At 29.0% G+C, this 19,934-nt stretch carries 17 protein-coding genes and 1 other RNA gene; 7 read left to right on the forward strand and 11 right to left on the reverse strand.

Features of this window, described 5'->3' with window-relative positions; genetic code table 4:
- Together N1F73_RS02225 and N1F73_RS02230 are read left to right on the forward strand one after the other, a co-directional pair.
- Positions 1 to 1,146: hypothetical protein (locus tag N1F73_RS02225; RefSeq protein ID WP_396888685.1), on the forward strand; the 1,146-nt coding region annotated here is incomplete at its 5' end.
- Positions 1,147 to 1,565: 419 nt separating this feature from the next.
- Positions 1,566 to 2,867, forward strand: a complete 1,302-nt coding sequence (locus N1F73_RS02230) for an ATP-binding protein (RefSeq protein ID WP_260359860.1) — start codon at positions 1,566 to 1,568, stop codon at positions 2,865 to 2,867.
- A gap of 421 nt (positions 2,868 to 3,288) precedes the next feature.
- On the opposite strand, the gene N1F73_RS02235 is transcribed toward N1F73_RS02230, so the two are convergent.
- Complete coding sequence (locus tag N1F73_RS02235) at positions 3,289 to 3,873, reverse strand: hypothetical protein (RefSeq protein WP_260359861.1); 585 nt, start codon at positions 3,871 to 3,873, stop codon at positions 3,289 to 3,291.
- Between the two features lie 584 nt (positions 3,874 to 4,457).
- On the opposite strand from N1F73_RS02235, the gene rnpB reads away from it, so the two are divergent.
- An RNA gene (gene rnpB, locus N1F73_RS02240) (RNase P RNA component class B) lies at positions 4,458 to 4,729 on the forward strand.
- A gap of 81 nt (positions 4,730 to 4,810) precedes the next feature.
- Here rnpB and N1F73_RS02245 read toward each other — a convergent pair.
- Positions 4,811 to 5,611, reverse strand: a complete 801-nt coding sequence (locus N1F73_RS02245; RefSeq protein ID WP_260359862.1) for an alpha/beta fold hydrolase — start codon at positions 5,609 to 5,611, stop codon at positions 4,811 to 4,813.
- Positions 5,612 to 5,847: 236 nt separating this feature from the next.
- On the opposite strand from N1F73_RS02245, the gene rpsB reads away from it, so the two are divergent.
- The 3 genes from rpsB to N1F73_RS02260 all read left to right on the forward strand — a co-directional run bounded on the left by rpsB (position 5,848) and on the right by N1F73_RS02260 (position 8,280).
- On the forward strand, positions 5,848 to 6,732 hold the full coding sequence (gene rpsB / locus N1F73_RS02250) for a 30S ribosomal protein S2 (protein ID WP_260359866.1): 885 nt from the start codon (positions 5,848 to 5,850) through the stop codon (positions 6,730 to 6,732).
- Between the two features lie 2 nt (positions 6,733 to 6,734).
- Positions 6,735 to 7,616, forward strand: a complete 882-nt coding sequence (gene tsf / locus N1F73_RS02255; protein WP_396888686.1) for a translation elongation factor Ts — start codon at positions 6,735 to 6,737, stop codon at positions 7,614 to 7,616.
- Between the two features lie 163 nt (positions 7,617 to 7,779).
- On the forward strand, positions 7,780 to 8,280 hold the full coding sequence (locus N1F73_RS02260; protein ID WP_260359868.1) for a hypothetical protein: 501 nt from the start codon (positions 7,780 to 7,782) through the stop codon (positions 8,278 to 8,280).
- Between the two features lie 53 nt (positions 8,281 to 8,333).
- On the opposite strand, the gene N1F73_RS02265 is transcribed toward N1F73_RS02260, so the two are convergent.
- The 9 genes from N1F73_RS02265 to N1F73_RS02305 all read right to left on the reverse strand — a co-directional run bounded on the left by N1F73_RS02265 (position 8,334) and on the right by N1F73_RS02305 (position 18,922).
- On the reverse strand, positions 8,334 to 9,209 hold the full coding sequence (locus N1F73_RS02265; protein ID WP_260359870.1) for a DegV family protein: 876 nt from the start codon (positions 9,207 to 9,209) through the stop codon (positions 8,334 to 8,336).
- A gap of 37 nt (positions 9,210 to 9,246) precedes the next feature.
- Complete coding sequence (locus tag N1F73_RS02270) at positions 9,247 to 10,884, reverse strand: MHO_4530 family protein (protein ID WP_260359872.1); 1,638 nt, start codon at positions 10,882 to 10,884, stop codon at positions 9,247 to 9,249.
- Positions 10,871 to 13,075, reverse strand: a complete 2,205-nt coding sequence (locus N1F73_RS02275) for an ATP-dependent helicase (RefSeq protein ID WP_260359873.1) — start codon at positions 13,073 to 13,075, stop codon at positions 10,871 to 10,873. Before N1F73_RS02275 ends, N1F73_RS02270 begins: the two co-directional genes overlap by 14 nt.
- Positions 13,068 to 13,733 carry an RDD family protein gene (locus N1F73_RS02280; RefSeq protein ID WP_259290389.1) on the reverse strand — a complete coding sequence of 222 codons (666 nt, stop codon included), beginning with the start codon at positions 13,731 to 13,733 and terminating at the stop codon, positions 13,068 to 13,070. Before N1F73_RS02280 ends, N1F73_RS02275 begins: the two co-directional genes overlap by 8 nt.
- Entirely contained in the window at positions 13,733 to 14,746 is a 1,014-nt protein-coding gene (locus N1F73_RS02285) for a glycosyltransferase (RefSeq protein ID WP_259290390.1), read from the reverse strand. The genes N1F73_RS02280 and N1F73_RS02285 overlap by 1 nt, the downstream gene beginning before the upstream one ends.
- 14 nt (positions 14,747 to 14,760) lie before the next feature.
- Entirely contained in the window at positions 14,761 to 16,125 is a 1,365-nt protein-coding gene (gene asnS, locus N1F73_RS02290; protein ID WP_259290391.1) for an asparagine--tRNA ligase, read from the reverse strand.
- Between the two features lie 438 nt (positions 16,126 to 16,563).
- Positions 16,564 to 18,009, reverse strand: a complete 1,446-nt coding sequence (mgtE, locus tag N1F73_RS02295; protein WP_260359876.1) for a magnesium transporter — start codon at positions 18,007 to 18,009, stop codon at positions 16,564 to 16,566.
- Between the two features lies 1 nt (position 18,010).
- Positions 18,011 to 18,610, reverse strand: a complete 600-nt coding sequence (locus tag N1F73_RS02300; protein WP_396888608.1) for a diadenylate cyclase — start codon at positions 18,608 to 18,610, stop codon at positions 18,011 to 18,013.
- Between the two features lie 12 nt (positions 18,611 to 18,622).
- Positions 18,623 to 18,922 carry a hypothetical protein gene (locus N1F73_RS02305; protein ID WP_259290393.1) on the reverse strand — a complete coding sequence of 100 codons (300 nt, stop codon included), beginning with the start codon at positions 18,920 to 18,922 and terminating at the stop codon, positions 18,623 to 18,625.
- Between the two features lie 166 nt (positions 18,923 to 19,088).
- On the opposite strand from N1F73_RS02305, the gene N1F73_RS02310 reads away from it, so the two are divergent.
- Positions 19,089 to 19,586, forward strand: a complete 498-nt coding sequence (locus N1F73_RS02310; RefSeq protein ID WP_259290394.1) for a dCMP deaminase family protein — start codon at positions 19,089 to 19,091, stop codon at positions 19,584 to 19,586.
- The last annotated feature ends 348 nt before the right edge of the window (positions 19,587 to 19,934 follow it).

The raw sequence follows: 19,934 nt of genomic DNA on the forward strand, positions 1-19,934 counted from the left end.
TTAAAAAAGGTATCAAACACCCAAGCCTATAATGACGCACTAATTAGTGTTTTATCTAAAAAAGATATTCTTGCTGAATGCAAGGAACTACAACAACATTTTAATGAATATGGTTATTTAGCACCCAGAGCGGAATTATTAAAAAATGACAAAAATGAAGATTTTAGAAAAATTAATGACCAAGATAAAATCACTAATTCAATTGAGCTAGAGCTATATATCGAAAATTTTTTATATACAAACAAAACATATTTTATTGATACAACAAAATACAACATTAATAAATGAATAAAATCAACATTTATGGATGATCCTAATAAACCTGAATATATTTCAGCTAATCTAATTTGATTTGTAATTAGTTATCTTTACATTAGTCAAATTAAACAAATTCATAAAGAACAAATAAATAAATACAAAAGAAGTCAGCATGAAAAAGAATTTATATTGTCTAAACAAAACTCTTTACCAAGCAATGAATATCAATGAATAAATAATGACTTACATTTCGCCTTTGACAATGAATTTGATGAAGTGAAATTAAATTACGCCTATCAAAACACGTTTTTCATTGATGAAAAAGAAAAATATAAACATTATTTAGACAGTCATAATGAAGAAATTATTTTAAGTGCACTAAGAAATGTATTTAAAGAAAAATACAAAAATAATGTTCAGGCTTTTTACGACAAAGTAAAAATTTGAAGCAAAAACCCGACTTTAAACGGTGTAAATTATGAATACTATAGTAAAGATTATGATATTAAAAACTCTTTCCCTGACATTGTAATTAAATACGGTAATCACCAACTTATTATTGAAGTAAAAGATGCCACTAATGACTACGACAAAGATAAGACTAGAAAAATTGTAGAAGCATATCGTGCTTATATTAATGATCATCATGACAATAGTTTTGATTTAGTACCATTAACATTATTAGTTTGCAAAGTTAAAAAAGAAGATTCACAAAATAATAAAAGCGGACAATTAGCCATAACTTTTGAAGGCGCCAGCACAAATGAACTATTTAATAAGAAAATTAATGATGGCGAATTTGATAAAAAAGGGCTTGCTATAAAAAATATTTTCAAAGATATGTTTGATCTGATCGATGAATTGGATAATAATTTGCAAAATCAATAATTTTTTAAAACTAAGTAAATAAGCAAAATTAAAGCGAGTTAAAAAGCGAAATAAATAGACGTTTGTTATCTGTGAATCAATAAACAAAAAGCCGCTTTCAAAAAAAGAAGGGCTTTTTTGTTTCTTACATAACAAAATTTAAGTGAGATATTTTTAAGGACTTATCTTGATTAGAAAAGTCATATATAAAATGCGACAGTTTTGAAATAGATGATTTAGAAATTCTGAAAATGTTGCCTATATAAAGCTAGCAGCCAAGCTAAGTTTGATAAGTACTTACATACATTTAAATAAAAGTAGTAAATACGCGCTTTTTTTAAAAGTAATCATTGAAATTTTGATTAAGAATGCTATAATGTTACTAACAGATTTAATAAAAATGCGTATTTACAATATATTATTAAATGGGGAGTGCGAGAGTGGAAGTACAAAGACCAAGATATTTAAATCAACTTATCGATAAAAAAGATAGCGGCAGAGTAAAGATTATTACAGGTATTAGAAGATGCGGAAAATCTTATCTTTTATTCGAGCTATATCGGAAATATTTACTTTTCAGTGGAGTGAGTGAAAATCAGATTATAATGATTGCGCTTGATAGTTTAAAAAATATCAAATATAGAAATCCAATAGAACTAGATGATTATTTAAGAGATAAAATACAATATAAAGAACTTAAATATTATATTTTTATCGATGAAATTGAATTTGTAGAAGAAATTTCGAATCCATATTTACAAGGCACTAACTCAAAGATAAACTTTGTTGATCTGGTACTTGGACTGATGAAAATTCCAAATGTAGATGTATATATTACAGGCAGTAATTCAAAGATGCTTTCATCAGATGTGCTAACGCAATTTAGAGATCGTGGTGATGAAATAAGAGTATATCCATTTTCATTTGCGGAATTTTATTCGTGTTATGAAGGCGACAAGAGAAAGGCTTTTGACGAATATTGTCTGTATGGTGGTATGCCAATGTCTGTGCAACTTAAAAGTCATGAACAAAAGAGCGAATACTTGAAGAATGTTTTTACAAGCACTTATATTAAAGATGTAATAGAACGCAATAAAGTTCTTAAAGATGCATCTATAATGGATGATTTGTTGGATATTATCTCTTCATCTATTGGTTCTTTGTCTAATCCGACTAAGTTGGCTAATACTTTCATATCAGAAAAGAATATAAAGATATCCCAGTTTACAGTAAGTAATTACTTGGACTACTTTATAAATGCTTTTTTAATTGAGAAAGCCAGAAGATATGATGTGAAAGGAAGAAAATATATATCATCCCCGTATAAATACTATTTTTCGGATATCGGACTTAGAAATGCAAGGTTAAATTTCAGACAAAATGAGCAGTCACATATTATGGAGAATGTCATATATAATGAACTTCGTATGAGGGGCTTAAATGTAGATGTTGGTGTTGTAGAATATAACTATAAAGATGAGAATAAAAAAACGATTAGAAAAAATTTAGAAGTGGACTTTATTATTAATAAAGGAAGTAATAGATATTATATTCAATCAGCACTCAATGTAGATACAAAAGAAAAGCAAATGCAGGAAACGGAATCCTTAAAAAGAACAGGAGATTCATTTAAGAAAGTTGTGATTGTTAGAAATAACATAGTACCTAGATTTGATGATGATGGAATTTTATATATCGGAGTAGAGGATTTTCTCTTGGATGAAAAAGCACTTGATTTATAGAAATAGCATCGTTAGATTTAATAAAAATGTGTGTTTACTAGATGATTTTAAATAAACGCCAGTCTAACTAGCTCAATATTAAATATTTTTTGGGGACTTACTTAATAGTAGGTGCATTTTTCATGCCTATTTTTAAGAAGGAGGTAGACAAGTGGCAAATAGAATAAAAGGTATTAGTGTTGAAATTATCAGCGATAAAACTAAGTAAAACGGTAGCAGTATTAAAGAAGAAATTTCTTTGAATCTATAAAAAATTAACATTGCAAAACGTTATTTTTTTCTACATTTTTTAGATTTTTGATCAATTGCCCTTGTTATAGCAAAATCTATAAAACTCATCCTATCTTTTAATTTCGTTAACTTAAAAATTGTTAAATTTATTAGTTGAATTAAAAAACAACGAATAGCTGAATATATAAAGCTAATTCGTTGTTTTTATATTATTGTCGTTTTTCATAAATCGATAGTATGCTTTTTTAATTTCTTCTTCAGAAAAACCAAAATCGATTTTAAGTATTTCAATGAAATTTTTCATCATAAATAGAAACTGAATTTCATCTGATTCAAAATGTTCGTCAGTATATACAACTGAATATACGATACAGCAGAATACTACATCTAATATTGAAAGTTTTCTCGGTAATATTTTGGGTACTCTTTTTAATTTTTCTAATGTTTGTTGTACTGTTGCAGATACTTTTTTTCTGGTCATTTTGATATTCATTTTAAGAAAATCTATATTAAATTCTTCAGTATTAAAATCAATTATTTCTTCATATGTAAAATATAATAATCTTTTATTTTTTAATTTTACTCAATAAATAATATTGAAAATTCATAACGGAACAATTATTAAAAACCCTGTAAAAGTAAATACATTTACCAGATCTAAGAAAATATCAAATTTTTCTAGTCATTTAAAAACTTCTGATTTCCAAATTAAATTTGGATTAAAGCTGAACTTTTGTACTGTATATGTCGAACTAACTATTATTAATAAAAGCATCCAAGCGAATCAAATTGTTGAAAATGATAGATAAAATATCATTCTATTTTTTCATGTTTTCAAGTAAATGTTTTTATGCATTGTATAAAGAGTAAATGTATTAAACATCATAACAATAACAGGTATGAGTATATACACTATAAACATTAGCACATACAACATAATATATGTATTATACATTTTATGCATTTTCTATCCTAAACTCCTTTAATTTTGCGAAACAATTATATTAAATAAAAACGTTTTCACATAAAAAATGACTGTGTGATTTGAATTATTCAATTGAAAATTAAATCGTTACGTAAAAATAAGATTAAGCTTATTTTTAATCAATTTAACACAAAAAGGGCCTATAAGTATTGTAAAATCAATAAACATAAACATCTTTAAGTGATGAATATTGACACAAAATAATTCAAAAAGTAAATGAATTAACATCGCAACACTCTTACTTATAGCTATACATACTGGGATATGAATAAATCAATAAATTTGATTGATACTAAGTGAAAAACAACACACTGGCTTTTCACAAAGAGTGAATAAAAACAATACAAATAAGCGGCTTTGATATATAATAACAACGCATTAGCCAACAGCTGCTAATTTAGTAGAGGAAAGTCCACGCTGACACTTCCTGCGATGGAAGTAGTGTTCATGCTAAGCTTAATAAGCTTAGGCCAAGACGACTAGTGCCACAGAGACGAGAATTGTGAAACGCGGTAAACTCCATGAGTCAGAAACCCAAATTTTGGTAGGGGAATTCTCTAAAGAAAAATGAATCAATAGGGAGAGCCAGTTGAACTGGTTAGATAAATTGTTGGCACCTTTTAAGGTACAAAACGTGGCTTATAATGCGCACACATGCTATGTGTGTTTTTTTATTTAACTTTTGAAAATTAAAAATATTGCTTTTGCAAGCAATATTAGCACTGATTTAGATTGTATTTTTTAGGATTTTGATAAATTCAGCAAAATTATCAAACCACATGCAATGGCCAGAATCTTTAATCACGAAACTTGCTACATTAGGATTTAAGCTTTTGTAATGTTGCTCGCAATTTTGTACATGCACTATACCGTCATGATCTCCGTTAATTAATATTATTGGTACGCGGCACATTTTAATGCCCTCATCAACTTTAGCTTGGTTTTTTTCTAGCGGCATTTGTTTACCGAAAGCATAAATGACATCTAAACGTTTTTGCATATTTTCATCGGCGAAATATTCTGCTATTTTTTGCATTCTTTCTGTATCGTTTAAAATTAAATCTGTTTTGTAATACAAAATTGGCAATAATTTTTTGTATTGTTCAATATTACGAGGGAAAAATAAAGGTCAATGATGATTGTAGGCTAGCATTGTGCGGTTACTTGGCCCTAAAAGAATAACTTTATTCACTCTTTGATCAAGTTTTCAGGCAACATCCATTGCAATTCCACCGCCCATCGAGTGTCCGATGATCACTAAATTTTGCAAATTATGGTGTTCAATGAATTTAAGGGTAATATCAGCAAAAATATCATTGCTCATATAATTAGCATCAATGTCGCTATTACCGTGACTGGGCATATTTAATGAATAAATATTGTATTCATCCTCAAAAATTGAATAAATTGACTCGTAAAAAGCAAACTCTGATGAATAACCATGCAGTATTAGAATGTTTTTTGCTTTATTATTATTTAAAACTAAGGTTTCAATTTTAATATTTTCATAAATAAAGTAATTTGACATATATCTCCTTTGGTGTAATTATATTTTAGAGTATATGAATGTGTAAATTTTTCCCATAAAATTGTATTTTCTAATACGTTTTTTTAAACTTTAATTTATAATTAAAAAGAATTTTTATAATTCAATTTGATATCAAATAAATACAGTGCTGTGGATTCATTTGGGTGTGCCTCCAGAAAAAGGTGCTAGATGTTGGAAACAGTACGAAGTACAAAACAAACTAAAGGAAATAAAATATGTCAGATAAAAAAGAACTTTCAACTAAAAAAGTTGAAGAAATCAAAAACCCAATCGTTTCTAAAGATAAATTATTAGAAGCGGGAGCTTACTTTGGACACAGAGCAAGTTTATGAAACCCTAAAATGAAGGATTATCTATATCCACAACTAAAAAGAGGTGTTCACATTATTAATACTTCAGTTACAGTTCAAAGATTGGAATTTGCTTACAATACATTGCAAAAATTTGTAGCTAAAAACCCACGTGCACAATTCATTTTTGTTGGTACTAAAAAACAAGCTAAAGAAACAATTAAAGAAAATGCACTAAGAACAAACAGTTTTTACGTAACAGACAGATGATTAGGTGGTACTCTAACTAACTCATCAACAATTTTTAGCAGAGTTAAAACAATGGAAGCTCTAGAACAAAAAGCAGAAAACAACTTTGAAGGATATGTTAAAAAAGAAAAACTATTACTTCAAAAACAATTAGATAAACTACACAAAAACCTAAATGGTATTAGAAAAATGCGTGGTTTGCCTACATTTATGATCGTTGCTGACCCTAACGAAGATGAAATCGCAGTTAAAGAAGCACGTAAAAAAGGTGTAAAAGTTATTGGTATTTTAGACTCTAACTCAAACCCTGATGCAGTTGACTTTGGTATTCCAGCTAACGATGACTCAGCAAAAAGCATTAACTTAATTATTACTATTTTAGCCGATGCTATTGCAACAGCTCGTGGTGGTCAAGCAAAATATGCATACAGACCAGATTCAGAAATTGAATTACCTGTTTATGAATCAGAAACAAAAACAAACAAAAGATGAGAGCGTAAACCATTCGTAAAAAACGAAAACGTTGAAACTCCTAAAAAAACAGAAGACAAAGGAGAATAATTATGGCTAGTCAATTAGAACTAATCAAACAATTACGTGATCGTACCGGTGGTGGTATGATGGACGTTAAAAAAGCTCTTGAAGCTTCAGAATGAGATATTGAAAAAGCAATCGTATGACTAAAAAGCAACGGTAAAATTAAAGCCGCTAAAAAAGCTGGTCGTGTTTCAGCTGAAGGTATTGTAGCGATTGCTCAAGATGCAAAACAAGCAGTTATGCTTGAAGTTAACTCAGAAACAGATTTCGTTGCACAAAACGACGATTTCAAAAAACTTGTTGCAAGATTTACAAACATTTTATTAAATTCATCAGCAAAAACAGTTGAAGAATTTTTACAAGTTAAAGATGGTTCTGAAACAGTTGAAGCAATTTTAGAAGAAGCGACAGCAACAATTGGTGAAAAATTATCAATTCGTCGTTTCGAAAGATTTACTGTAAATGAAGGTGAAACAATTGGTGCTTTTGCTCACGTTAACGGTCAAATTGCTGCCCTAGTTAAAGTTAAAGGTTCAGGTGATGAAGTTGCTAGAAATGTTGCTATGCACTTAGCCGCAATGAAACCAGAATATATCTTCGTATCAGAAGTTCCAGCTGAAAGAATACAAACATTTAAAGATGAATTTGTTAAACCTGATAACTTCGATAAAAAACCAGAAAATATTCAAAAAATGATTATGGAAGGTTCTCTAAACAAAAAATTATCAGAAGTTGTACTTGTTAAACAAGGTTTCATGATGGAAGAAAGCGTTTCAATTGAAAAATACTTAGCTAACAATAAATTAGAATTATTAAAAGCAGTTCGTTTTGCTGTTGGTGAAGGTATTGAAAAACAAGAAGGCGATTTTGCTGCTGAAGTTGCTGCACAAATGGCTTCTGCAAAATAATAAAAAATATCCTGCAGTCAGGATATTTTTTTTACAAATTAATTTATCAACAACTTATGCTTGACGATTAAGACTTAATTTAAGGAACAAAAGTAAAAACTAACAATATCAAATAAGTAAAAATCTATTAAAATTGAACATTTTAAACATATAACATTTAGTTATGGATAAATTAATAGAAATGAAAACGGAAAATAGATCTTTACCGGTTTTAAAACCTATAGCATTTTTACCAGACTTTATAAATAAATTAAAAGGAGAAAGTTTAAAGTCTAACGTAATTATGCTTGTTGCCGAGGATGAAGATGATATGTTCTTTGTTGCTTGCGAAAAAGAATGAAAGCCAGAATATGATAACAACCAAGATTATATAAAAATTAAAGCAGCTGAAGGCGTGTGTGAAGATGGTAACATAAGGGAAATCACCTTGGCACAAGCAATTGACATCAGCACTATCTTTAAAATGAATTATTTCGAGTTAGTCAAAAATCTAGTTAGTGAACCTGATTTTGATTCCGAACCATATTTGGGCATAAACAACCAGTTAGAAATCGTCGACAGAATTAGCAAAAAGTTAAGTCAAGCAAGCGATTTACCAAAACTTGTAGTTATCAGGAAAGCTAAAAAAGCACATGATAACAAACACGGGGTATTACATTCTTAGTAAAAAAATTAGCGTACTCGCTAATTTTTTGTTTATTTTTATAGAATAAAGTTTTAAATTTCTAAATTGTCAAGGTTAGGCATTAATGTAAAAGCCTGTGCTTCAGGGCCGGTGTGTATTGCTATTACCGATGAGTTTAATTTTTTGTTTGCAAATTCTATACCTTTTTGTTTAAATGATTCAGCAGCTAATGAATTGAATTCTTCGTCAATACCATTGATAGTGAATATTTTATATTGCTGAGTAATTTCTTTTGTATCTAAACCGGTAAATTCTTCGAATTTAGCAATAATTTGTTTAATAACTCCTTTAGGACCACGCCCGACACCACCAGTCGATGTACCTTCTAAATCAAATTTAACATATGGCAACAGCTTTACAATTGACATTGCTCCAAGCATAAATTTCTTAAATGAACTTACACGGCCGCCTTTAACTAAATAGTGAATATTTTTAGGAACAATAAAAGTTAATGATTTTTGGTTAATTTCTTTGATTTTTTCAATCAATTTATTGATATCTTGGTGTTTTTCGAAGTGTTTGCTTGCAAATTTAGCAACCTCTAGATACTGGTCAGCAACAAACGAGTTATCAATAATATGTAAATTTTTAAATTCCTCTAAAAAATTAGATGCAGCACTACTTGTTGAAGACAATTTATTTGAAATAGGTAAATAAATAACTTCGTCATATTGTGAGCACATTTGACCAAAAACTTCCGCAAATGTAGCCATATACGGTAATGAGGTTTTAATGTTTTCAGTTTGAGCTATTTTTTTCAATAATTCACGACGATCAACATCAATACCGTCTAAATATGTTTCATTGTCTATTTCAGTGATTAGCGGAATATAACCGTAGCCCATCTCTTGTAATTCATTTTTTGTTAAACACACAAATGAGTCGAAGATAAATCCAATCTTTTTCATTTTGCCTACTTTCTAATATTTGCTTTATTATAATATGTTATTTATATTTATTGTTATAAATATATTCAATGCCTAATTTTTCTATGTAATAATGATCAATATCTTTAGGTAAATTTTCTCAATAAATATTGACATTATCAAAATTTTTTATCGTTTTTGTAAAATCTACTAATTTTAAAAATGTTTCAGTATCATTCAAGATTTTTTCTGTTAATTTTGCTGATATTACATAATGCTTAATTTTATCTTGTGTTATATATTCTTTCAATTTGCTATTTATATGATCGACATAAAGTCCTATATTGATATTTTCGTATTGTGCAACTTGTTCTAATATGGCTTCTATATCATTAAAATTAAAATCAAAACTTTGGTGACGCAAAATAAATAATGTGTTGGGTCTTGCAAACTTTTCAAAATCATTGAGTAAAACTGAGTCGCTTGTGATTATTAATAAATTGACTGTGTTTTCTGAAGTATCTATTTGATATTTCAACGATGCAAGATCGTATTTGTTTTTAATAAAATCAATTTGATTCAAGAAATCGACATCATCAAAATTGATTCCGGCAATTTTTGCTAATGATACACTGTAATTCTCAGTGCTATTTTTTTCACTCACGTCTAAAATTGGAGTGTATTCTTTAACGAAGCTACCAATGTCAATTTTTTGTTCAAAATCAGTATTTTTTACAATAAATTCATTGAATTTATCAGTATCAATAGTGTTTTGATTTGGAGTTAAAAAAGTATTTACAATTAAATTTTGTTTTGTTGATTTTAGCAATGCGTATTTTGATTGCATAAGATAATCGGTTAAGTTTTTTAAATCTTGAGGTCATAAACCGCTAACTAAAGTAGCAGTCTTGGCCAGTGAATTAAATTCTAAATTATCGCTCAGTTTATTTATTCTTTTAAGAATAAACTTTTCAATAGTTTTTAATTTGGAAGGTGATTTTATAGAATCAAAAACTAGAAATAATATTCCTTCTCAAAATAAAAATTTAACTTCACGAGATCTGATGCCGAATAATTTTAATAATTTATCTCAAATTGTATTGTTTTGTGGCTCATTTACTGTGCGTTGTGGGTTTATGGCAACAAAAGAAATCAATTTTGTTTTATTATCTCTTAATAATTCTTGCACATTGGCAACGTAATTGTTTTGTTTGCGAGAAATAGGTTTAAGTTCGCTTTTTTTTCAATGAATAGTTATGATAAACTCATCGCTATTTCCGTAACGTACTAGCTTGATACATGAATTTATCTTTTTCTTGTCATGATTGTTATTCTGTGTTGATTTTTTTAAAAGTGAATTTAGCGTTAAATTTACGTCCGGTTGTTGCTCAACTAATATTTTATTAATTTGGCTAACCACCGATTCACTTAAATGGAAATATAAGGTATTTATTTTGTAAAACTTATTTTTCAGAATAACATCATTACCATAGTCAAATGATAAGCCCGAATTTTTTTGTACGGAAGTGATTCTAATTAGGGAGCGATTTTTTATGTGGTATTTAAAGATAACAAATCCACGGTTATTATTTTTTTTATTTTTGGCAAATATGTAATATAAAGAAATCGCAACAATTGCCATCACGAAAATAAATATAAATAAGGAAATGAATAATATTTTGCTATCTATATAAGCATTTATTTTATTTGTCATCATTACCTATGTGTCGTAGCAATCTGATACCTAAAAAGTATCTGTCAATTGTTTTTTCATCGCCACTTGGTCTAAATTTAATAGTTAATGTTGAAGGGCTTGCCACCAAAACGGTACCTTCACCAAAGGAAGGATGAGAAACAATATCACCCACAATGATTCGTGAGTTAATACGTTTAATTTCCTTTTCATCAGTTATTTCCTCAGCAACGTAATCTTTAGCTAGAATATGAGCATCAGAGTTAATACCTAATTCTTTAATAAATTGTGATGGTTTTTTCTGAATACTTTTGTTTTTGCCGATCTGGAAATTACCAGCAGAGTCAGAAATGAATAAGCGTTTTTTGGCTCTAGTTAGAGCTACATATGCTAGACGCCTTTCTTCTTCTAATGATTCTGCATTGTCGCTTTTTAAGACATTAAAATGTGGAAAGACATTTTGTGACATACCTACTATAAAAATATTTTCAAATTCCAAACCTTTAGCTGAGTGAACTGACATAATAGTTACATAGTTATTTCCGCTGTCAAATTCATCGCCGTTAGATAGTAATGATACTGATTCTAAATAATCTCCAACTTTTTTATCAGGGTTATTTTGCTCTCATGATTTGATTGAATGCAGTAATTCATAAATGCTTTCTTTACCCTCGCCTTTTAAATTAACATCGCTAGCAATGTATTCAAAATAGCCAATATTTTCTAGCATTTTTTGTAAAACAACGTGTATTTTATTGTTTTCTAGGGCTTTGTGATACATATTGATTGCGTTAACGAAAAGTACAATACGACGTTTAATATATTTGGATGTTGGTAAATCCATATAGTGTTTATTTAAAGTTTCTCAAAGCGACATGTTTTTTTCTTTGGCAAACTTTTGTAAATTGGCAAGTGTTTGATTATTAATTTTACGATTTGGAGTATTAATGACACGTAATAGAGATAATTCTAAATAATCGTATGCTAATCTTAAATATGCTAAAGCGTCTTTAATTTCACGACGTTGATAGAATTTTTGACCGTTTAATATTTTGTGATTAATATTTTCGTCGCTTAAAGCCTGTTCTAGATAAATTGTGTAATTATTAGTTCTTGAAAAAATAGCAATGTTTTTTAATTGAATTTTTTGTTTTTTTAACGAGTTAATTTCACGAACGACTCATTGTGCTTCAGCCTCAGGGCTATGAGCATGCATATAAGTAATTTCAAAACCCTCATCATCGCTTGTACTGATTAAATCTTTACTAAATCTTTTTTTGTTGTGTTTGATTAATTTATTAGCAGCGTCTAAAATTTTTTGAGTGGAACGGTAGTTTTGATTTAATACGATTGTTTTTGAATTTGGAAAGTCTTTTTCAAAGTCAAAAATAGTTTGCGAATCAGCACCTTTTCATGTGTAAATGGTCTGGTCAGGATCACCTACTATTGTCAACATTGTATTTGCTCCGGTGATTTTTTTAACAATTTCGTATTGAATACGAGAAATATCTTGAAATTCATCAACCATCACATACGAAAATTTATCAGCTCATTTTTGGGCAACTTCAGGAAATTTTTCAAAAAGTAAATTAGTATTAACGATTAAATCATCAAAGTCTAAACTTCCGTAGTCTTGAAGATATTTATTGTAGTTTGTGTATATTTTAGCAATCTTTTTATTGTAAATATCGCTAGAATCTTTATCTAAAGATTTTAAATGTGCGATAAGTTCATCTTCATTGAGGTTGTTAAATTTAGCATACGAAATAATATCTCAAATTACACTTTCACTTTCGGGAGTAGGGTCGGTAGATTGATCACCCATCTCTTCTATAATTCTTTTTAAAATTGCTTTTTGGTCAATTAAATCTAATATTTGGAAACCTTTTTTAATTCCTAAATATTCAGAATCCTCACGTAAAATTTGCGAACAAAGTAAATGAAATGTTAAAGCTTGAAATTTTCCATCACTTGGGTTGATGTAATTTTTGATTCTTTGTGTCATTTCATTTGCAGCTTTATTGGTAAAAGTAAGTGCAACTATTTTAGAGGGCGAAACATTCATTTCTGTAATTAAATAGGCGATTTTACGTGTTAATACACGTGTTTTACCCGACCCAGCTCCAGCAATAATACGCAATGGCGAGTCAAAGTGAAATAGTGCTTCTTCTTGTTCTTTGTTTAATTCAGATAAAATCATTTCTCTTCTAGTCATTTTTGTCCTCCATAAATATTATTTCTATTTTTTCAACCTTAGATGGAATAAGTTTGATTTGCTTTAATTTGTCGCTTTGCGTATAGTGTTTGATGTAAGCGATACGATAATAAAAAATTCTTTCGAATAACCCACTGCGTTTTTTAGATGCTAAAATCAATCCGTAATTCAATAAAATAAACATCGTTCATGCTCCGCTTAAGACCGAGACAAGACGTGCTAAGAATACTAGATTTCACTTTAAGTTATTTAATTGTGTAATATCTGATATATATAAATTTTTAACCTGTGAAGGTCAAATGCCAACTAGCATAAGTAGTACTATTAAGGAATAAAAAGCAAAACCGGGACTAAAAATTATTAAGCACTTTACTAATTTGTGTTTTTTAGTCTTCGGAAGAACTTGTAAGCGTGAAACGAGTAATCCGATTGTGCGGTAGTTCCAAAAATAAGGAATTACGATGAATAAAATAGCATTAATTGCTCACGAAAATACTAAAAATGTATACCATGAACTTATCTTGATTTGATTGTCAATTGAATTTAAATTCAGTAATTTTCACAGTCCGATTGTTAATAGTGAAAAGAGCAAAAAATCAATTAAATTAGCAATGAAACGACGCCAAAATGACGCATTTTTGTGTAATAATTTAGTCATTAAAGATTTTTATAAATTTGAACAGCGGTTTCCAAATCAGGTAAATTTCTTAAATATTCAGCTTCTTTATTAATTTTGTTTACATAGTTATTTGCTAGAAAAATCTGGAAATTTTCTTCGTGGTAATCTTTCAAAAATGTGTAAAGATCATTTAAAAATTTTTCACCACGTTTTTCGTTGTATTTTTTACGTGAATCAAAAATGTAATGCAACACTTTAAATACTGAAAATTCTCTTGAATTTAAAAAGCCTAGTAAAACAATTTGTAAAAAGTAGAGTTTTGCGTATGTAATTTCGGAAAGCAAATCTAAATTGTTAGTTGTGATGAAATTCTCAATTATTTTGAATTGTGTTAAAAAGTTGTTTGGGGCAAGTCAAGTTGATGATGAAATGTGTTCTTTAACAGGAGAAACATTTCAATACATATACGAACTAGCATTGACTAGTAAAACATATAGTAATTCAGTTGCAAACTTAGTGTCGTTCATTTCTTTAACACGATAGTTTATAAATTGTTCAATAAAACTCTTTTTAAATACCTTGTTAAAAATGAATGGAAAAGCATAGGCAACGAATTCTTGACTCTCTTTTTTATTGATTAATGTGTTAGTGTTAATTCTTGGTTGTGGGTGTCACTTAATTGAACCGGTTAAATTTGGTCTAAATTCCAAAATTTGTGGTTGATTATCAATTAATTTGTTGGTTAGAATTCTTACAAAATTCTTTTTAATTACTGAGTCAGGACTCAAAACATATACATACTGATTTTTAACTAAATGCAAAGCGGTTATAATGTCGCTTTGTATACTTTTTCGTTTTTGGTTAAAAACAACTTTAACCCTAGAACCAAAAAACTCAACAACGCTCTCAATGACTGAATACATTTTTTTGTTGGCTTTTGAAACCACAAAAATAACTTCAAAGTCCTGATTGTTTTGGTTGCGCAAAACATCAGAAATATATTCAAGTTCTTTTCAATCCATTATTGATGGGGTTATGATTGATAATTTCATACGAACTCCTTTAACTACATTTTTATGTTGCCAGATGTACGAGGGTAAGGGATTACATCACGAATGTTATCAACACCAGTAACAAACATGACTAATCTTTCAAAACCAACGCCGAAACCACTTGAACCTGAATCACCAAAGCGTCTTAAATCAAGATATCATTGTAATTCTTCTTGACTAATACCGACTTCTTTGGCTCTTTGTAATAATTTATCGTAATTAACTTCACGTTGGCTACCACCTATTAATTCGCCAATTCCTGGAACTAGCAAGTCAAAAGATGCAACTGTATTATCATCATTTTGGTGCATATAAAATGCTTTGAATTCTTTAGGGAAATTGATGACAGCAACTGGCCCTTTAGCAACATTAGATGCTAGATATTTTTCGTGTTCGGTTGCAAAATCTAAACCGAATTTAATGTCTTGCTCTTCAAAAATATTTTTTACTTTTTCTAATTCTTTTAACGCATCACGATAATCAATAATAGCCAATTTAGTGTTGATAAATTTATTTAAATTGTTCAGTAATTCACTGTCAACATTTTCAACTAAAAATTTAAATTCTTCAGGATGGGCATCAATTGTGTTTTTGATAACAGTTTTAAGAAAATCATCGGCTAAATTGATTATATCTTTCAACTCATAAAAAGCAACTTCTGGTTCAATCATTCAAAATTCAGCTGCGTGTTTTTTTGTATTTGAATGTTCAGCTCTAAATGTTGGCGCAAATGTATAAACTTTTTTAAATCCAATCGCATAGCTTTCAGCATGTAATTGACCAGTTACACCTAAAGTTGCTTTTTTGCCTGCACCAAAAAATGGGTTTTTAGAATTTGAATCATTGACCTCGAATGTTTCACCAGCACCTTCACCATCGTTAGATGTAATAATTGGTGCATTAAAGTATAAAAAGTTATTTTTGGCGAAATATTGATGTACTTGTAAGGCTAGTGTTGATCTAATAAGCATTACTGTTCTTAGTAAATTTGTTCTATGTCTTACGTGTGGAATTTCTCTTAAAGTTTCTAAATTGATTGCTTGTTTTTGAATAGGATAATCTAAATCAGCATCTCTTAAAAGAACAAATTCTTCACCAACCAATTCCATAGGTTGTGGAGCATTAGGGGTTAAAACAACTTCACCTTTAACTTCAATCGCAGCACCTAAATGAATTTGTGCTAAGGCATCAAAATCAAAATTAGTGCCTTTTAAAGTGACTTGTAAGTTTTGAACTGTTGAACCATCGTTGATTTCCATGAATCTAATTTTTTTATTACCTCTATTAGCAACTACTCAGGCATGTAAAACAATTTTTGAGTTGGTTAAGTTAGCTCGATCTGAAAATAACTCTTTGATTGTAAATTCTCTTTGTGACATATATCTCCTTGTCCGTAGTTTTTTTGACAATTTAAATTAAATGTTGGTTAGCAATATAGTTGAATAAAGTAAAAATTTATTACTTTTAAACTTTATTTTCCTTTTGATAAAAATAATTCGTGTTCGTTAATATCAAAATTGAGCTAAAAATTCCAACATATGCTTTTCTCTGTTTTAATGAATTGCACAACAATTAATGTTTTTACTAAAATGATTTAAAATATTTAAAATCGCTTAATAACAACGCTTATGCTTATAATGTTTATCATTAAATAATAAAATTATATTTATAACATTTATAAATATATTTAATTATACTAAATTTAACGCTTTGTCGTATTAATTGACAGAGCGTTTATATATTTTTTCAATATTTTAGTGTAAAAAATTCATTTTTTCAATCCAGTATTGAAAAAATGAATTAATTATTGTTTGCATCTAGATGAAAATTTTTAAAGATGCGAATGTGATAGCAAAAACAACTAATATTGAAATAAGTTCGGAAATAGAATTTAGTAAAACTAATGATGAATCAGAAGGATCTTTTCTTTTTACAACATAAATAATTGGAATTAATGCTGAAATAAACTGTACTAAAGTCATCGATATAACTAAGGCAATCGAGATTCCGGCAATAATTGACCATGATGCGACTGCGAATTTAGCTAAATCACCTGTCGCCGCTAAAAATATACTCATACGCCCAACATTAACTAACGCTAGACATAATCCGAATGTAAAGCCGACTATAGTTTCTTTAAATAAAACTTTTTTGTAGTCCCCTCGTTCGAGTAAATCCATTGTGAAAGCTCTTTTGATAGTTATATTTGTTTGCGTACCACCATTTCTGATGACAGTATTTATAGTTGGGATAAATATTGCAAAACTTATACTTAAACTCAATGTTGATACAATCAATTTATTGGTTACTAAAGAAAATACATTCTTCAACATGAAATATCCAGCTATTTCTAATAAAGTTGAGAATAATAATATAACAATGCCTCATAAAATTCTATGTTTTAAAATTGAATATCAAGGAGTTTTTAAGTAATCTTCGGCCTCAGATGCTTTTGAATTAATACCGGCCATTTTGTATAAGTCTTCAGTTGCCGCTTCGTGAATAACATCAATTACATCGTCACTAGTTATCATCCCAATTAGTCTTTTATCCTGGTTAGTAACCGGCAACACTGACATATCATGTTCACTAAAAATTTTGGCTGCCTCTTCTTGTTTATCATTGGCCAAAATTGAAGTCACGGGAGAATAAATATCATCAATTTTGGCATTTGCATCAGCAAAAACTATCTCTTCCAATGTCAACACACCTAATAGCTTTTGAGTAGCATCAACAACATAATAGTAATGAACTAACTCAGCTTTGTTTTTTGAATAATCACGTTTGATTTTAAATAGAGCTTGTTCACAAGTGTATGTGTTTTGAATTGATGAAATATCAATACTCATAATGCTTCCAACTTCATCTTCTGCATAACTGAGTATTTTGTTTATTTCATTGCGTTTTTCTTGTGGTGTGTAAGCAATAATTTTACTTGTAACATTAGCAGGCAATTCTTCTAAAACATCTGCTAATTCATCGCTTTGTAATTCCTGAAGCATTTTCATACTTCATTCTTCAGTAAAACCTAATGCTAGTTGTGTTTGATGTTCAGTCTCTAAATATGAAAAAACTTCGGCTGCATCAGGTGTTTTTAACATTCTTAAAAATGTAATTTGTTCATCATGACTTAACTCTTCGAGTGCATCGGCGATATCAGCATTAGGTACTTCGTCAATCAAGTTGCGTGCACCTTTAATGTCTTTAGCTTCAACAATAAGTTTAATATCATTTTGAATCTGTTTTTCTTCGTTTTGTGTCATTCTAATCCTTCAAATATTTTATAAGTTGCTCTTGAAATTGTTCAAGTCTAACTTTGAAAAAAGTTCCGTTTTTAACAAATCTAACGTCCCCTGTTTCTTCGCTAACAATTATAGTCAGTGCGTCACAGACTTCGCTAATACCAATTGCCGCTCGGTGTCTAGCTCCATACTGATTATCTATTGATTTTTTAGAAATTTTATAGAAAGTTGCTGCATAATGAATCTTATTATCACGAATTATTACAGCACCATCATGAAGGGGCGATTCCTTATTAAAAATCGCTATCAATAGTGAAGAACTAATGTCAGCATCTAAAATTAAGCCATCAGTTCTTAAACCATCTAAATTATCTGTGTTCTCTATTGTGATTAAAGCTCCTGTTTTTGTTTTTGAAAAATGTTCAACAGCTTCTCTTAGTTGATTAATTAATCTAATTTGCGAACTACTACCAAGTTTATCAAAGCGTTTTTTTGCAAATTTTGTTTTTGATAAATCAATGATTTTAGGCAAAATTATCAATAAAAGAACAACGATTATTAAAGAAAATGTTAAATATAAAATAATATCGTTAACATTCATTAAATTATTTTTGTTATTCATTGTCGATTCCTTTTAGTTTTCAATTCTTCCGATAAAAATAGCAACAACTAACAATATAACAATAATAGCGATTGAAGAAAAAATAGCAATGTATTTTTGAATGGTGCGTTTTTTCAACTCTTTGGCGTCAATTTTACCTTGATTTAGTAAACATTCCGCATTGTCACAAGCATGTTCTTGCATATTGTTTTGCTCAACCAATGCAGGATTTTGTAATAATAATTTATTTTCCTCGTAAAGTTTAAGCAATTCTTCGCGTCTTTTTTCAATTTTTTCTTTTGAAATCAAAGGATCTCTTTCGGTGTAAGCCATTTAGCCTCCTATATCAATACATATAATTATTATATTATATAACTAAATTTTAAATATTAATTATAGTATTGATTGAAGTGTGGTATATAGTCATTTTTGACTAATTTACTGAATTTCTAACTGAAAAAAGATAAATTGCATTGCAAAAAAGTAATATAATTTTGCAATGAAAAAAGAATCATTATATTGAGACGGTTATTTTATTGCTCTAGCAAAAGTATCAGCAATGAGATCAAAAGACCCAAGCACAAAGGTGGGTGCTTGCATTATTGACGAAGATAAAAAAGTAATTGGATTAGGTTATAACGGAATGCCTGGTGGAATCGACGAGGCATTCCCATGAAATAGATCTGACGACAGCAATAAAGTCGGTAAAACTAAATATCCTTATGTGGTACACGCTGAAGTTAACGCAATAATTAATGCCTTTGGTAAAACTAAAGATGCGATTTTATACACTTCTCTTTATCCATGTTCAAATTGTGCCAAAACAATTGTGCAAGCTGGAATTAAAGCTGTAATATACGAAAACGATAAGTATCACGATACAGAAGATGCACAAATTGCTAGATATATTTTGCAAAGTTGCAATATTGAAACAAGACAGTTAGAACTAGAAACTACCGTTGACGTCAAAGTCGGTGACAAAGACTTCATCATCTAAAACATCACAAAATAAGGACTAATTCGCTTATATATGGTAATCATTCCTTATTTTTTTTTATCTTTTTTTTAAAAAAAATTAATTTATTTTTAATAATCTATAATAAGCATGTAACGATACTATAAGGTAATGTTACACAAACAAAAAACCGGAAACACAAATTTTGAACATTTTCATTTTTTTATCCAAAAAATAATCATTAAACTTCCCCCTTTGTTGTTTAATGAATAGATAAATATTTATAATTTTAATAAACGGAGAACCCCAACTCCGTTTTCTTTTTTTACTTTTTTGTGCAAAAAATATGGATCATAAGTTTAAATAGTTCTATAAATTAGCATCAAAAAT

It is taken from the genome of Mycoplasma sp. HS2188 (assembly GCF_025209835.1).
In the GTDB taxonomy this organism is placed as follows: domain Bacteria; phylum Bacillota_I; class Bacilli_A; order Mycoplasmatales; family Metamycoplasmataceae; genus Mycoplasmopsis.